This window comes from Burkholderia arboris, from assembly GCF_038723655.1.
In the GTDB taxonomy this organism is placed as follows: Bacteria; Pseudomonadota; Gammaproteobacteria; order Burkholderiales; family Burkholderiaceae; genus Burkholderia; species Burkholderia arboris.
Map to the genome: position 1 here is coordinate 3,046,362 of NZ_CP109821.1, position 15,672 is coordinate 3,062,033.

Sequence of the window (15,672 nt, forward strand, 5' to 3'; positions counted from 1 at the left end):
GCACCCCGGCCGATCGCGACGCAGGATCGAGGGACGTGCGCGCGCACTCCGCTCCACTAGAGGAAGACATGTCAGGACTTACCCATTTCGATGCCGCCGGCCATGCGCACATGGTCGACGTCGGCGACAAGCAGGAAACCCGTCGCATCGCGATCGCGCGCGGCACGATCCGGATGCTGCCGGCCACGTTCGCATTGATCCGCGACGGCAAGGCCAAGAAAGGCGACGTGCTCGGCGTCGCGCGCATCGCGGCGATCCAGGGCGCCAAGCGCACGGCCGATCTCATTCCGCTGTGCCACCCGCTCGCGCTGACGCGCGTGGCCGTCGAGTTCGAACTCGACGACGCGTTGCCGGGCGTCCACTGCGTCGTGCAGGTCGAGACGTTCGGCCGGACCGGTGTCGAGATGGAAGCGCTGACGGCCGTGCAGGTCGGGTTGCTGACCGTCTACGACATGTGCAAGGCCGTCGATCGCGGGATGGTGATCACCGACGTGAGCGTGCGCGAGAAGCGCGGCGGCAAGTCGGGAGACTGGAAGGCGGAAGACGTCGCAGGCTGATCGCGCGCTTCACCGGGAATCATCGGACGTAACGACGCCGCGTTCGAACGACGGACGACCCGAAAAGCCCATCCATACAAAGAATGAATCGCTGACCTGCGCCGCGCGCGTCACTGGCTGCGTTGCGGTTCGAATACGAATGGCTGGGTCAGCAGGAACGGATTCGCGGTCGCGCCCGTCTGCACGCAGCTTGCGTGCGTCATCGCTTCGACGGCCGCACGGTCGGCTGCCGCATTGCGGCTGCTGGTCGTCACGGTGACGTTCTGCGCTTCGCCGGAGGTCGTCATCAGCGCGCGCACAAGCACGGTCGCCGGCCGCGTGAGCGGCTTCGCGGTGTCCGGATAGACGGCGCGCGGAATGTGGCAGGTGAGCTTGCTTTCCTGCGACGACGACAGCATCGCGCAGCCGGAAAACAGCATCGCGACGGCGGGCAGGATCAGGTAGGTCGAGCGAATGGCCATGGTCGAATATCGTTCTTCAGCACTGTTCTGGACGCACGCGCCACGCACCGGAAGCCCTCCCCCGGCCGCATGGCATGTGTCGCACTGCGCCGCGGCCATCGGACCGGCGCCCCGTTACGGCCGCACGGCCGATCAATGTTCGGCCGCGATCCTGCCCGGTGGACTTCCCGGATAGCCAGGAAGCCTTCCCTGTTCGCGCCGGCTACGCCCCCGCGCAGTCTGGCACGCGAGCGCTTTCGCGCATTGTGCACGCGCCGCCCGGTCAGCGGCGGCGATTTGACAATGATTGACGCGAATCACCGCCCATTCGGCCGGAATCCTTCAATCCGCGAGGTAATCGATACCCGACCGGATTCGCACGGTGCGCGCCGGGCCGCCCTGCCCGGCGTCGGCTTCCCGTTCACCGCGGCGCGACGACCGCCGGCATTCCCCGTTCCGGCGAGCGCCATCGCACATCAATCCGAATCGTCGTCGTCAGAGTCGTCGGCGGCCTCGGCCGGCACTTCCCCGTACTTCGCGACGACAGCCGCCCTGAACGTCTTCAGCGCCGGTTGCTGGTCGCACAGCTTGTACAGCAGCGCCAGTTGCTGCGGCCAGTCCTTCAATTCCTTCGCAAACACATGCAGGCGCGCGACGGTATCGAGCGCATCGGCTTCGCGTCCGGCCAGCGCCTGCAGCACCGCATAGCGGCGCAGCACCGTCTCGCCGGGCAGCAGCGCGATCGCGCGCTCATGCGCGGCGAGCTTGGCCGGCAAATCGTCCGGCGAAATCGTGAGCAGCGTCGCCGCACCGTACTCGCCCCACGCGCCGAACAGCAGCGACGGCGCATCGCGGTACTGCGCGGCCGGATCGCTGCCGTAATAGAGCACTTCCGCGCGCTGGTAGTCGCGCAGCACGGGCACGGCCGCCAGCACGCCGCCGAACGACAGCACCGCGAACAGCCCGAATGCCGCGCGGCCCGGCAGGATGCGCAGCGGCTTCACGTCGAGCAGCCCGATCACGAACATCGTGGGCAGCAGGAAGAACATGTACTGCTGCGGATACTCGACCAGCGCATGCATCAGCAGAATGCCGATCAGCGCGAAGCCGAACACGCGCATGCTCGACTGCGGCGCGCGCACCGCGCGCACGAACCACGTCACGAGCGTGACGACGAGTACACCAAGACCGACGAGACCGGATTTCGCGAGCAGGTCGATGAAGATGTCGTGCGAGTTGTTCGCGATCTCGACGCCGCCGAGCGCGCGCACGAGCGCAAACTGGTGCGACGGGAATTCACCCCAGCCGACCCCGAGCAGCGGATGCTCGCGGAACATCGCGAGCCCGTACTTCCACAGCGCGAGGCGCGGCGCGATCTGCCCCGCGTCGCGCATCCGGTCGGCCGCCGACTCGGCGAGATTCAGGTGATAGTGCACGTTGGCCCAGCGCACCGCGACGTTCACCGCGATGAATGCGACCGCGAGCACGACCGGTATCAGCCATACACGTGCATTGCCCTGCGCGCGACGCGATTCGACCCACGCCATCCAGAAACCCGCGACGACCATCACCGCAACTTGCAGCCACGGCCCGCGCGACACCGTCAGCGCGAGACCGACCGACAGCACGAGCGACAGCACGAACCACGCCCATACCGCGAGCCGGCGCGTCTGCACCAGGTACAGCGCGCCCGCGAGCGCGAACGCGATATAGCTGGCCAGATGGTTCGCCTGCGCCATGTTGCCGTATGGACGGCGGTCGACCGCGACGTTGTACACCACGACGAACGGCGAGACGGCCGACTCGAGGTGGAACAGCTGCACGAACTGGGTGCCGACTGCGAACACGCCGCCGACGAGCAGCGCACCGGCCATCATCCGCGACACGGCTTCCGCCATCCCGTCGCGCGCGAGCGCATAGCCGGCCTGCATCGCGACCAGCGCGGCCGCGAGGTAGCCGACCGCCAGCCAGTTCATCGACGGCACCTTGAGCGGGATCAGCACGGTCTGCGCGATCAGCACCGCGGCAAACCCGAGCGGCACGACGAACGCGGCCGGCGCAGCGAACGGCTGGGCCTGGCGGTTGCTGCGGGTAAGCAGCACAACCGACAGCCCCACCAGCAAATACAGCACCAGCGCGGAAAACTCGGAATAGAAGGTCGGGATCGGATACGTGTGATTCGTGATCGCGTACGGCACGATCAGGGCGACAGCCAGCGCAACGAGCGACAACGAACGGGAAAAAGTAGAAGGCATGAGCGAACCGGATGTCAGCAACCGGCGCACTATACAAAACTTTCCCCCCTCTGTGCGGGGCCATCGCGCCACGACCCGGCGCGGGGTGGCGGCCCCCGCCGGCCGAAGCGGCGGCCGGCCCGTCGCACGCACCGCCGCCGCCTCCTTCCCGCGCTACGCGCGGCACTCCGCAGGCGCATATTTCGCGGGCAGCGTCGCGGCATCACCCGGCAACGGCCCGGCTCCCGGCGCCGGCAGCGACGACGCGTCCTTGCCGGCCGCGAAGCACTCCCACGCGATCGCGCCGGCCTGTATCGCCCCCTTTTTAAGCGGCACACGCGCGGTAGGCGCGTCGACCTTGTCGGGCGCGGACGGCACGAGCACCAGCGTATTCGTGCCGGCCGCGGCGACGCGGGTGGTGAACGCGACGGTGATCTGGCCGGTAGCGGCGTCGATCGCAACGGATTCGACGTTGCGGGTCGCGGCAGGCGGGCTGTAGCCGCCGTCGAGGCTCGCACCGCTCGCCGCGTTGTCGGCGACCGCGAGCCGCGCAGACGACGCGAGCGCGAGCCCCTCGCCGACGCGCGAACGCGCGAGGTAATCCTGGTACGCGGGAATCGCATAGGCGGCGACAACGCCGACGATCGCCAGCACGATCATCAATTCGATCAGCGTGAAGCCGGCCAACCGCCAGCGCGGCACGGGCCGGTTCGCGCGCCGCAGATCGGCGGCAACGCGACGGAACAGGGAAACGGAAAAGGCTTCGAACATGGCAGGCTCCGGAAACGAAAAACGCCTGCCGATCAAGGCAGGCGTTTCGATCGTAGCCAGCGGGCCGCGAAACCGGCAGTCGGCCGGACGGCCAGTCAGTGTGTGCGCGGCGCGCCGTGGCGCTTCTTGAGTGCGAAGCCGATCGCCACGACGAACAGCGCGCCGGCGATGCTCGCACCGTAGAGCACCTGCGGCGTATCGAGCACCGGCCAGCGGTCGCCGACCGGGTCGTTCACGATCAACCCGCCCGCGATCCAGCCGAGCAGCCCGGCGCCGAACGCCACGACGATCGGGAAGCGGTCGAGCAGCTTCAGCACCAGCGTGCTGCCCCACACGATGATCGGCACGCTGACGACGAGCCCGAATATCACGAGCGCGATCCGGTGCGACGGATCGGCCTGTTCGGCCGCGCCGGCGATCGCGATCACGTTGTCGAGGCTCATCACCGCATCGGCGATCACGATCGTCTTCACGGCATCCCACAGCCGGCTGGCTGGCTTGATGTCGTCGTGCGCGTCGCCGGCCGGCGCCATCAGCTTGATGCCGATCCACAACAGCAGCAGCCCGCCGCCGAGCTTCAGGAACGGTACGTCGAGCAGCGCGACCGCGAACGCGATCAGCGCGACACGCAGCAGGATCGCCCCCGCGGTGCCCCAGATGACGCCGCGCAACCGCTGGTTCGCCGGCAGGTTGCGGCAGGCGAGCGCGATCACGACCGCGTTGTCGCCGCCGAGCAGGATATCGATGACGACGATCTGGAGAACGGCGCCCCAATGCAGCGATGTCAGGAATTCGAGCATGGCGGTGAGGACAGGACAGCGGCCGCCTCGCAGGCGGCCCGGTTCATCGCCGGCACATGCGCGATGCATGCCCGGTGCTTACGAATTCATTGCGCGAGCATAACAAAAAACGCCGGCAAAGCCGGCGTTTTCTGCAGGACGAACCCAAGGGAAATATTACAGCGCCTTCTTCAGCAGACGGCCCATTTCCGACGGGTTGCGCGTGACGGTGATGCCGCACGCTTCCATGATTTCCAGCTTCGCTTCGGCCGTATCCGCACCGCCCGAGATCAGCGCGCCGGCGTGGCCCATGCGCTTGCCCGGAGGCGCCGTGACGCCCGCGATGAAGCCGACGACCGGCTTCTTCATGTTGTCCTTGATCCACTCTGCCGCATTGGCTTCGTCCGGACCACCGATTTCGCCGATCATCACGACCGCATCCGTATCCGGATCGTCGTTGAACATCTTCATCACGTCGATGTGCTTCAGACCGTTGATCGGGTCGCCGCCGATACCGACTGCCGACGACTGGCCGAGGCCGAGTGCCGTCAGCTGCGCAACGGCTTCATACGTCAGCGTGCCCGAACGCGACACGACGCCGATGCGGCCCTTGCGGTGGATGTGACCCGGCATGATGCCGATCTTCAGTTCGTCCGGCGTGATCGTGCCCGGGCAGTTCGGCCCGAGCAGCAGCGTCTTGCGGCCTTCGCGACGCATGCGGTCCTTCACTTCGATCATGTCGCGGACGGGGATGCCTTCCGTGATACAGATCGCGAGATCCAGATCGGCTTCGACCGCTTCCCAGATCGCAGCCGCTGCGCCTGCCGGCGGAACGTAGATGACCGACACGGTCGCGCCGGTTTCTGCCTTCGCTTCCTTGACGCTTGCGTAGATCGGAATGCCTTCGAAATCTTCGCCGGCCTTCTTCGGGTTCACGCCCGCGACGAATGCTTCGCGGCCGTTTGCATATTCACGGCAGGCGCGCGTATGGAACTGACCGGTTTTGCCGGTAATGCCCTGCGTGATGACCTTCGTGTCCTTGTTGATCAGAATCGACATGTATTTTGACCTCTGTTCGATTGGCGTCGCGTGCAAACCGCGCCGCCATGCGTGTTCATTAGCGCGCGCTTACTTGCCTGCGGCAGCCGCGACGACCTTCTGCGCAGCTTCTTCCATGCTGTCCGCCGAGATGATCGGCAGGCCCGAATCGGCCAGCATCTTCTTGCCGAGGTCCTCGTTCGTGCCCTTCATGCGCACGACGAGCGGCACGTTCAGGTTCACGGCCTTCGAACCGGCGATCACGCCTTCCGCGATCACGTCGCAGCGCATGATGCCGCCGAAGATGTTCACGAGGATCGCCTTCAGATCCGGGTTCTTCAGCATCAGCTTGAACGCTTCCGTGACCTTCTCGGTCGTCGCGCCACCGCCGACGTCCAGGAAGTTCGCCGGCTCGCCGCCGAACAGCTTGATCGTGTCCATCGTTGCCATCGCGAGGCCTGCGCCGTTCACGAGGCAGCCGATGTTGCCGTCGAGCGAGATGTACGCGAGGTCGAACTTCGACGCTTCGATTTCAGCCGGATCTTCTTCGTCCAGATCGCGGTACGCAACGATTTCCGGATGGCGGAACAGCGCGTTCGAGTCGAAGTTGAACTTTGCGTCGAGTGCGGTGACCTTGCCGTCGCCGGAGACGTTCAGCGGGTTGATTTCAGCCAGCGATGCGTCGGTTTCCCAGAATGCCTTGTACAGGCCTTGCAGGATCGCGCGCGCTTGCGGAATCGAAGCAGCCGGCACGCCGATCTTCGCGGCGAGGTCGTCGGCCTGAGCGTCGAGCAGGCCCGTCGACGGCTCGACGATGACCTTGTGGATCAGTTCCGGGTGCTTTTCGGCGACTTCTTCGATGTCCATGCCGCCTTCGCTCGAACCCATCAGAACGATCTTTTGCGACACGCGATCGACGACGAGGCTGACATACAGTTCCTGCTTGATGTCGGCGCCTTCTTCGATCATCAGACGGTTGACCTTCTGGCCTTCCGGACCGGTCTGGTGCGTGACGAGCTGCATGCCGAGGATCTGGTTCGCGTATTCGCGGACCTGCTCGATCGACTTCGCCACCTTCACGCCGCCGCCCTTGCCACGGCCACCGGCGTGGATCTGAGCCTTAACGACCCATACCGGGCCGCCGAGCTCTTCTGCCACCTTGACGGCTTCTTCAACCGAGAACGCCGGCTTGCCGCGCGGTACCGCGACTCCGAATTTCCGCAGGATTTCCTTACCCTGGTACTCGTGAATCTTCATGCGTGATTCCCTTCAGTCTGAGAGTTGGATGAAAAGTCGCTTAAGACGCTTCTTCGAATGATTTCCGTTCATTCCTTCGTGCTGCCTTCACCGGGCATATCCGGCCGAATCGGGCCATACCAGCGCGGGTAGTACTGCCGCACGACCTCGCCGTCGAACCGCAGCGCACGGCAGCGGCCGAGCTGGAAAGGCGGTTCGGCGTGCGCGCCGTCGTGATCCGGTCCTTCGCCGCCCTCTTCGCGCACGTTCCACACGTCACCGGCGAACGCCTGGATCGCTGCCGTCGGCAGCACGGCGCACAGTTCGGTGAGATGGGAGCAGCCTGCGACGCCAGCGAGCAGCCGGTTCGCGTTGCGGCGGAAATTGCGGAAGAGATTGAGCCCGATGAGGGCCCGATAGGCAGGAGGGGCGGATTGACAGTGACCGGGATAGGGCACCCATTCCGAAGACGCTTCGGCGTCGACGACATTGAGGTCACGATCGATGGTCACGCGCAGCCAGAGTTCGTGGATCGGCAGGCCTTGGGGCCGGATGCCCGACGCAAGCGCGACATCCCGCGGCTTGTGGTCGGTCAGGCAGGCTTCGATGTCCCACAAGCCGTCGCCGCGCTCGTAGGCTTCCGCTCGGATTGCGCGTCGATGTCGCAACTGACGGGGCACGGGCTCGGATAGCGGCATGCTGGAGGTTGAGGCCGAAGAGGAAAACCCACGGATTTTAGCATATTGGGTATTTGAGACAGTTTGACGCGACGGCGGGTATTCCCGCCTGTCCGGAAACGGTTGCATTGCAGCAATATCGCGCGTCACGCGCGCGACCGGCCGCTCAATCGTCGATCGGGAAATCGTCGCCCACTTTCAGCAACTTCACGATGGTCGCGCTCGAGAAGCCGCGCGCGGCGAGAAAGCGTGCCTGCTTCGCACGCTCGGCCGGCGTTTGCGGCAGTGCACCGAATTTCTTGCGCCAGACCGCCTGCGCACGCACCCATTCGGTCTCGCGCAGCTGCGCGTTCACTTCCTCGACGAGCGTGTCGCCGACTGCATGACGCTTCAGCTCGCTGACGATCCGCGCGACGCCGACACGCGATGCGCGGCGATGCACGAGGCTCTCGGCAAAGCGCGCGTCGGACAGCCAGCCTTCCTTTTCCAGCGCATCGAGCACCGGTTCGACGGATTCGTCTTCGCCGACGTAAGGCGCGAGCTTGCGCGCGAGTTCCGCACGACTGTATTCACGCCTCGACAGATAGCCGAGCGCGCGGCCCTTCAACGAGCGTTGCGGTTTTGACGACTTGCGTTCGGTGGCGCCCGGCGTGTCGCCTGATGACGTACTGGAAGAAGCGCCGGACGCACGGTGCGTGCGGCGTGGATGCTGGCTGCTGCGTGTGTAGACGTCTTCCCTTGCCGGCGCCGACGCGTCGGCGGCGCGATCGCCCGGGAAGCGGACACCGGACACGCGACGGCGGGAGCGGTCGTGTGCGTCGAACGATTCGCCGTCGTCGAACGGGTCGTCCGGCGCGGCAATCTCAAACGAAACGAGGGCATCATCGGATGCCCTCGTCGCGGTGCGGTTCGCGGCATGGCTGCCTGCAACCCGCCGGCCGGCGCCCGAGGATCCGGCTCGCCGGCCAGAGCGACCCGCCGCTTCGGGCGCGTCGCTCTCTTCCGGCTCGCCAGCCTGACCTCGGCGCGCAACCATCACTCTTCTTCGTCCATCGCCTCGGCTTCGTGGCTCACGCCATCGGGCATGCTGACGACACCGAGCGATTCGCGGATGCGGTTCTCGATCTCGCGTGCGATTTCCGGATTTTCGCGCAGGAATTCACGCGCGTTGTCCTTGCCCTGGCCGATCTTCTCGCCGTTATAGCTGTACCAGGCGCCCGCCTTGTCGACGATCTTCGCCTGCACGCCGAGATCGATGATCTCGCCCTGGCGCGAAATGCCTTCGCCATACAGGATGTCGAAGATCGCTTCGCGGAACGGCGGCGATACCTTGTTCTTGACGACCTTCACACGGGTTTCGTTGCCGATCACCTCGTCGTTCTTCTTGATCGAGCCGATCCGGCGGATGTCGAGACGCACCGACGAGTAGAACTTCAGCGCGTTGCCGCCCGTCGTGGTTTCCGGGTTGCCGAACATCACGCCGATCTTCATCCGGATCTGGTTGATGAAGATCACGAGGCAGTTCGTGCGCTTGATCGTGCCGGTCAGCTTGCGCAGCGCCTGCGACATCAGGCGGGCCTGCAGACCCGGCAGCGAATCGCCCATCTCGCCTTCGATTTCGGCCTTCGGCACGAGCGCCGCGACCGAGTCGATGACGATCATGTCGATCGAGCCCGAGCGCACCAGCGCGTCGGTGATTTCAAGCGCCTGCTCGCCGGTGTCCGGCTGCGAGATCAGCAGCTCCGGCACGTTCACGCCGAGCTTCGCGGCATATTGAACGTCGAGCGCGTGCTCGGCGTCGATGAACGCTGCGGTGCCGCCCAGCTTCTGCAGTTCGGCGATGACCTGCAGCGTGAGCGTGGTTTTACCCGACGATTCCGGACCGTAGATCTCGACGACCCGGCCACGCGGCAGGCCGCCGACGCCTAGTGCGATATCAAGACCCAGCGAGCCCGTGGAGACGACCTGGATATTCTCGGCCGCCTCGCCGTCGCCCATGCGCATGATCGACCCTTTGCCGAACTGCTTCTCGATCTGCGCGAGTGCGGCCGCCAGCGCCTTGCTCTTCTCGGCGGTCATCCCGGAGCCCTTCTTGCTATCTTCCATGAATCGTCCTTTGCTATGATGAGCAGCGTCTGTTAGAGGCGCGCCCGCTTTCAAGCGCCGCCGAATGCAGACACTGTATAAAAAAACAGTAGTTTATGCAAGCCCGCAATTCAGGGCGTTGTACACGAATAACTCCGGAGACAGCCGCGTCGGCGCGAATGCCCCGCCGGCCATCGGTCAGCAACATGCGAATCCTCATCGCCGAAGATGACAGCATACTCGCGGACGGACTCACCCGGTCACTCCGCCAATCGGGCTATGCGGTCGACCACGTGAAGAGCGGCGTCGATGCCGATACGGCGCTGTCGATGCAGACTTTCGACCTGCTGATCCTCGATCTCGGGCTGCCGAGAATGTCCGGGCTCGACGTGCTCAAGCGCCTGCGCGCCCGCAATTCCAACCTCCCCGTGCTGATCCTGACCGCCGCCGACAGCGTCGACGAACGCGTGAAGGGGCTCGACCTCGGCGCCGACGACTACATGGCCAAGCCATTCGCGCTCAACGAGCTCGAGGCGCGCGTGCGCGCGCTGACCCGGCGCGGCGCGGGCGGCGGCCCGACCGTCGTGCGGCACGGCTCGCTCGCATTCGACCAGGTCGGCCGCATCGCGTATGCGAACGATCACGTGCTCGATCTCTCCGCGCGCGAACTCGGCCTGCTCGAAGTGCTGCTGCAGCGGATCGGCCGGCTCGTGTCGAAGGAGCAGCTCGTCGATCACCTGTGCGAATGGGGCGAGGAAGTCAGCAACAACGCGATCGAAGTCTACGTGCACCGGCTGCGCAAGAAGATCGAGCCGAGCGGTGTGCGGATCTCGACCGTGCGCGGCCTCGGCTATTGCCTCGAGAAGGTCGCGCCTGCCGCGCCGGCCGACGCGACAGCGCCCCAGCCCGCGGTGGCCGGCACGCCGCTGCGCTGACACCGGGCGTCGCCGCGATGGCCACGCCGGCCCACTCCCGCCCCCCGACCGGCGCACCGTCGTCGGCCGCCGACGAAGCCCGCGACGCGCGCTACGAGAACCCGTTCGCGCCGCCCGACGAAACCGAATCGCCCGAGGCACCGCGCCCGCGCTCGCTGTTCGGCGAAATCCTCGACTGGATGCTCGCGCCGCTGCTGCTGCTGTGGCCGATGAGCATCGCCGTCACCTACCTCGTCGCGAAGACGATCGCGAACAGCCCGTTCGACCGCGCGCTCGAAACCAACGCGTACGTGCTCGCCCGGCAGATCCATCCGGTGAACGGCGTCGCCGAGCTGACGCTGCCGGAGCAGACGCGCGACTTCCTGCGCGCGGACAACGTCGACAGCGTTTACTTCCAGGTGCTCGGCACGCGCGGCGAACTGGTCGCGGGCGAAGCCGACATGCCGCTGCCGCGCGACGAGGACCGCCCGCCGCCGGGCGTCGTCGTGTTCCGCGACGACCTGCTGCGCGGCAACGACGTGCGCGTCGCGTATACGACGGTCGCACTGCCGCAATCGGGCGGCACGCAGCCCGTGCTCGTGCAAGTCGGCGAAACGCTCGACAAGCGCAACGCGCTCGCGAACGACATCATCAAGGGCGTGATCCTGCCGCAGTTCGTGATCCTGCCGCTCGCGATCCTGCTCGTGTGGTTCGGGCTGTCGCGCGGGCTCGCGCCGCTCAACGCGCTGCAGGCGCACATCCGCGCGCGGCGGCCCGACGACCTGTCGCCCGTCGAGGCGCAGCGCGCGCCGCCCGAGATCGAGCCGCTCGTCACGTCGTTCAACGACCTGCTCGCGCGTCTCGAACAGAACATGGCGCTGCAGAAGCGCTTCATCGCCGACGCCGCGCACCAGATGAAAACGCCGCTCGCGGGCCTGCGCACGCAGGCCGAGTTCGCGCTGCGCCACCCGGTCCCGCCGGACGTGCAGCGCTCGCTCGAACAGATCGCGACGAGTTCCGAGCAGGCCGCGCGGCTCGTCACGCAATTGCTGGCGCTCGCGCGCGCCGAGAACCGCGCGAGCGGGCTCACGTTCGAACCGGTCGAGATCGCCGCGCTTGCACGGCGCGCGGTGCGCGACTGGGTGCAGGCCGCGCTCGCGAAGCGGATGGATCTCGGCTACGAGGGGCCGCCCGACGACGCACCGCTCGACGTCGACGGCAATCCGGTGATGCTGCGCGAAATGCTCGGCAACCTGATCGACAACGCGATCCGCTACACGCCCGAAGGCGGCCGCATCACCGTGCGCGTGCATGCCGACCCGGCGGCGCGGTTCGTGCATCTCGAAGTCGAGGATACGGGCCCCGGCATCCCGGCCGCCGAACGCGAGCGCGTCGTCGAGCGCTTCTACCGGATCCTCGGCCGCGAAGGCGACGGCAGCGGCCTCGGGCTCGCGATCGTGCGCGAGATCGCCACGCAGCACGGCGGCACGCTGACGCTCGACGATCACGTCTACCAGCGCACGCCGCGCCTTGCCGGCACGCTCGTGCGCGTCAGCCTGCCGCTGACCGGTACGGCCCCGGATTAACCCTGACTCACGCGTCCGCGGCCCGGCGCAATTGCGTCGAAACCAGCAATTTGCCGGACGTTCACCGCATGATCGACACCAGAAGCAGTCGATTCGGCGCGGGTTAACGCGCAGTCGTTTTGTACGCGCGAGTCAGTCCGCCGTAAGTTTCCATGCCAATAATCGTCGACAGGCCCGCCCACCCAAGGCGGCCGCACATCTATATCAAGGGACTTGGAGACGATTCATGGCAACGTTAGGCGGGCAAATTTCGCACTCGCCGATGACGGGCGAAGAGAAGAAGGTGATCTTCGCGTCGTCGCTCGGCACCGTGTTCGAGTGGTACGACTTTTACCTGGCCGGTTCACTCGCGGCCTACATCAGCAAGAGTTTCTTTTCCGGCGTCAATCCGACCGCCGCGTTCATCTTCACGCTGCTCGGTTTTGCCGCCGGCTTCGCGGTGCGGCCGTTCGGCGCGATCGTGTTCGGCCGGCTCGGCGACATGGTCGGCCGCAAGCACACATTCCTCGTGACGATCGTGATCATGGGCGTCTCGACGTTCGTGGTCGGCTTCCTGCCCGGCTACGCGTCGATCGGCATCGCCGCGCCGGTGATCTTCATCGCGATGCGGCTGCTGCAGGGCCTCGCGCTCGGCGGCGAGTACGGCGGCGCGGCGACCTACGTCGCCGAACATGCGCCGGCGAACCGTCGCGGCTTCTATACCGCATGGATCCAGACGACCGCCACGCTCGGCCTGTTCCTGTCGCTGCTCGTGATCCTCGGCGTGCGTACGTTCATCGGCGAGGAAGCATTCGGCAGCTGGGGCTGGCGCGTGCCGTTCGTCGCGTCGATCCTGCTGCTCGCGGTGTCGGTGTGGATCCGGATGCAGCTGAACGAATCGCCGGTGTTCCTGCGCATCAAGGCGGAAGGCAAGACGTCGAAGGCGCCGCTGACCGAAGCGTTCGGCCAGTGGAAGAACCTGAAGATCGTGATCCTCGCGCTCGTCGGCCTGACGGCCGGCCAGGCCGTCGTGTGGTACACGGGCCAGTTCTACGCGCTGTTCTTCCTCACGCAGACGCTGAAGGTCGACGGTGCCAGCGCGAACATCCTGATCGCGATCGCCCTGCTGATCGGCACGCCGTTCTTCCTGTTCTTCGGTTCGCTGTCGGACAAGATCGGCCGCAAGCCGATCATCCTCGCGGGCTGCCTGATCGCGGCGCTGACGTACTTTCCGCTGTTCAAGGCGCTCACGCACTACGCGAACCCGCAGCTCGAGCTCGCGACGCAGAAGGCGCCGATCACGGTCGTCGCCGACCCGGCCACCTGCTCGTTCCAGTTCAACCCGGTGGGCACGTCGAAGTTCACCAGCTCGTGCGACATCGCGAAGAGCGCGCTCTCGAAGGCCGGCCTGAACTACGAGAACGTCGCGGCGCCGGCCGGCACGCAGGCCGAGATCAAGGTCGGCGACACGGTGATCCAGACCTACGACGGCAAGGCGACCGACGCGAAGGCGCAGGGCGCGGCGTTCGACAAGACGCTCGCGTCGACGCTGAAGGGAGCCGGCTACCCGGCGAAGGCTGATCCGGCGCAACTCAACTGGCCAATGACGATCGTGATCCTGACGATCCTCGTGATCTACGTGACGATGGTCTACGGCCCGATCGCGGCGATGCTGGTCGAGATGTTCCCGACACGGATCCGCTACACGTCGATGTCGCTGCCCTATCACATCGGCAACGGCTGGTTCGGCGGCTTCCTGCCGGCGACCGCGTTCGCGATCGTCGCGGCGAAGGGCGACATCTATTCGGGGCTCTGGTATCCGATCGTGATCGCGCTGGCCACGTTCGTGATCGGCCTGCTGTTCGTCAAGGAGACGAAGGACTCGAACATCTACGCGCAGGATTGAGGTTGTACGGGCGGGCGGGAAGCGGTTGCCGGACGGTCGTTCCGGCGGCCGGCAACCCGCCCCGCCGCCAGGTCGCCATGGGCCGGCCGGCAACTTTTTTCACGGAAGATGGAAAAAGCTGTTGACAGCCCGGCGGTATGTCTACATAATTTGATTCTTCACGGCGAATTAGCTCAGTCGGTTAGAGCGACGGAATCATAATCCGCAGGTCCGGGGTTCGAATCCCTGATTCGCCACCAAATGCGAAAAGCCGCTGTTTCGAAAGAAACAGCGGCTTTTTTCATTGCTCCTCAAAGTCACCCGTGCTCCGCGAGCGGCATGCGGCGTCAGCCCCCGTTACTTCCGCCCGGCCTCGTCGCGCAGCCCTACGCCGCCACCGCCGCCTTTTCCTGCACCTTCCCGCGCCAGTTCTCCCCGCCCTCCAGCGACGGCGTCGACTCGAACACCTCGGCAATCCAGTCGGCGAACACGCGCACCTTCTGCGACAGATGGCGGTTGTGCGGATAAACGATCGAGATCGGCTTCGGCTTCGGATTGCAGTCCGGCAGCACCTCGACCAGCGAGCCGTCGAGCAGGTTCGGCAGCACCATGAACAGCGTCGGCTGGATCATCCCGAATCCTTCGAGCCCGCACGTCACATAGGCATCCGAATCGTTGACCGTGACGCCGCCGTTCATCCGTACCTCGAACGGCTTGCCGTCGATCATGAACACCCACGGGATCGCCCGCGCGCCGTGGCTCGACCGAAAATTCACCGCATGGTGTTCGGCGAGATCGGCAATCTCGTGCGGCTCGCCGTGAAGGGCGAGGTAATCGGGCGACGCGCAGGTCACGCGCTTCAGCATCCCGATCCGCCGCGCGACCATCGACGAATCCTCGAGCGGCCCGACGCGGATCATGCAGTCGATGCCCTCCTCGACCGGATCCACATAGCGGTCGGACAGCCCCAGCTCGAGCGTGATGTCCGGATAGCGCTGCCGGAAAATCGACAGCGACGGCAGCACGATGCGGCGCCCGAGCGAGCTCGGCATGTGGACGCGCAGCACGCCGCTCGGCTTGCGGTTGCCGGTCTGGAAACTCGCGTCGGCTTCGGCGATTTCCGAGATGATCTTCATGCAATGCTCGTAGTACGCGGCGCCCTCCGGCGTCAGCGACAGCCGGCGCGTCGTCCGGTGCATCAGGCGCACGCCGAGCAGCGCTTCGAGATTCTGGATGATGGTCGTCACCGACGCGCGCGGCATCGCGAGCGTATCGGCTGCCCGCGTGAAGCTGTTCGCGTCGACCACACGAGTAAAAACTTCCATTGCCTGGATTCGGTCCATGCTGCATCCCCCATCGGATCGCCAACGGAACAGAATAAAGCGCGCGGCAGGCCCGGCACAAGCCCCCGCCTATTGTTCTCCGATCCTGAATAGTTTCGGCATTTCGGACTGGAAACCGACCGGTTTCCGTTCAGTCCCGGACAGGCCG

At 65.9% G+C, this 15,672-nt stretch carries 14 protein-coding genes and 1 tRNA gene; 5 read left to right on the forward strand and 10 right to left on the reverse strand.

The window, feature by feature from the left end:
* Positions 1-68: 68 nt before the first annotated feature.
* Positions 69-557 carry a cyclic pyranopterin monophosphate synthase MoaC gene (gene moaC, locus OHZ10_RS14310; RefSeq protein ID WP_059233299.1) on the forward strand — a complete coding sequence of 163 codons (489 nt, stop codon included), beginning with the start codon at positions 69-71 and terminating at the stop codon, positions 555-557.
* 110 nt (positions 558-667) lie between these two features.
* Here the strand turns inward: moaC and OHZ10_RS14315 are convergent, their stop codons facing one another.
* The 9 genes from OHZ10_RS14315 to recA all read right to left on the reverse strand — a co-directional run bounded on the left by OHZ10_RS14315 (position 668) and on the right by recA (position 9,838).
* Positions 668-1,018, reverse strand: a complete 351-nt coding sequence (locus tag OHZ10_RS14315; protein ID WP_059233298.1) for a TonB family protein — start codon at positions 1,016-1,018, stop codon at positions 668-670.
* Between the two features lie 455 nt (positions 1,019-1,473).
* Positions 1,474-3,252 carry a PglL family O-oligosaccharyltransferase gene (locus OHZ10_RS14320; protein WP_342702828.1) on the reverse strand — a complete coding sequence of 593 codons (1,779 nt, stop codon included), beginning with the start codon at positions 3,250-3,252 and terminating at the stop codon, positions 1,474-1,476.
* 153 nt (positions 3,253-3,405) lie between these two features.
* Positions 3,406-4,002, reverse strand: coding sequence for a pilin (locus OHZ10_RS14325; protein ID WP_059233296.1), 597 nt, complete (start codon positions 4,000-4,002; stop codon positions 3,406-3,408).
* Between the two features lie 95 nt (positions 4,003-4,097).
* Positions 4,098-4,802 (reverse strand): TerC family protein, encoded by a 705-nt coding sequence (locus tag OHZ10_RS14330; protein ID WP_059236632.1) that lies wholly within the window; start codon positions 4,800-4,802, stop codon positions 4,098-4,100.
* A 156-nt stretch (positions 4,803-4,958) separates the two neighbouring features.
* Positions 4,959-5,840 (reverse strand): succinate--CoA ligase subunit alpha, encoded by an 882-nt coding sequence (sucD, locus tag OHZ10_RS14335; protein WP_006477916.1) that lies wholly within the window; start codon positions 5,838-5,840, stop codon positions 4,959-4,961.
* A gap of 69 nt (positions 5,841-5,909) precedes the next feature.
* Positions 5,910-7,076 (reverse strand): ADP-forming succinate--CoA ligase subunit beta, encoded by a 1,167-nt coding sequence (sucC, locus tag OHZ10_RS14340; protein ID WP_059233295.1) that lies wholly within the window; start codon positions 7,074-7,076, stop codon positions 5,910-5,912.
* Between the two features lie 68 nt (positions 7,077-7,144).
* Positions 7,145-7,753, reverse strand: a complete 609-nt coding sequence (locus OHZ10_RS14345) for a DUF2889 domain-containing protein (protein WP_059233294.1) — start codon at positions 7,751-7,753, stop codon at positions 7,145-7,147.
* A gap of 145 nt (positions 7,754-7,898) precedes the next feature.
* Positions 7,899-8,768, reverse strand: coding sequence for a recombination regulator RecX (recX, locus tag OHZ10_RS14350; protein WP_342702830.1), 870 nt, complete (start codon positions 8,766-8,768; stop codon positions 7,899-7,901).
* On the reverse strand, positions 8,768-9,838 hold the full coding sequence (gene recA / locus OHZ10_RS14355) for a recombinase RecA (protein WP_059233292.1): 1,071 nt from the start codon (positions 9,836-9,838) through the stop codon (positions 8,768-8,770). Before recA ends, recX begins: the two co-directional genes overlap by 1 nt.
* 185 nt (positions 9,839-10,023) lie before the next feature.
* Between recA and OHZ10_RS14360 the strand changes: the two genes are divergently transcribed.
* The 4 genes from OHZ10_RS14360 (at position 10,024) to OHZ10_RS14375 (ending at position 14,441) form a co-directional block, all read left to right on the forward strand.
* On the forward strand, positions 10,024-10,752 hold the full coding sequence (locus tag OHZ10_RS14360) for a response regulator transcription factor (protein ID WP_256085241.1): 729 nt from the start codon (positions 10,024-10,026) through the stop codon (positions 10,750-10,752).
* A 17-nt stretch (positions 10,753-10,769) separates the two neighbouring features.
* Positions 10,770-12,317 (forward strand): sensor histidine kinase, encoded by a 1,548-nt coding sequence (locus tag OHZ10_RS14365; RefSeq protein WP_174993150.1) that lies wholly within the window; start codon positions 10,770-10,772, stop codon positions 12,315-12,317.
* A 226-nt stretch (positions 12,318-12,543) separates the two neighbouring features.
* Positions 12,544-14,202: an MFS transporter gene (locus tag OHZ10_RS14370; RefSeq protein ID WP_059233289.1), complete on the forward strand. Its 1,659-nt coding sequence runs from the start codon at positions 12,544-12,546 to the stop codon at positions 14,200-14,202.
* Positions 14,203-14,364: 162 nt separating this feature from the next.
* Positions 14,365-14,441 (forward strand) — tRNA-Met (locus OHZ10_RS14375).
* 126 nt (positions 14,442-14,567) lie between these two features.
* On the opposite strand, the gene OHZ10_RS14380 is transcribed toward OHZ10_RS14375, so the two are convergent.
* The gene (locus OHZ10_RS14380) at positions 14,568-15,524 is read right to left on the reverse strand and encodes a LysR family transcriptional regulator (protein ID WP_059233288.1); all 957 of its coding nucleotides are present in this window, start codon (positions 15,522-15,524) and stop codon (positions 14,568-14,570) included.
* Positions 15,525-15,672: the final 148 nt, after the last annotated feature.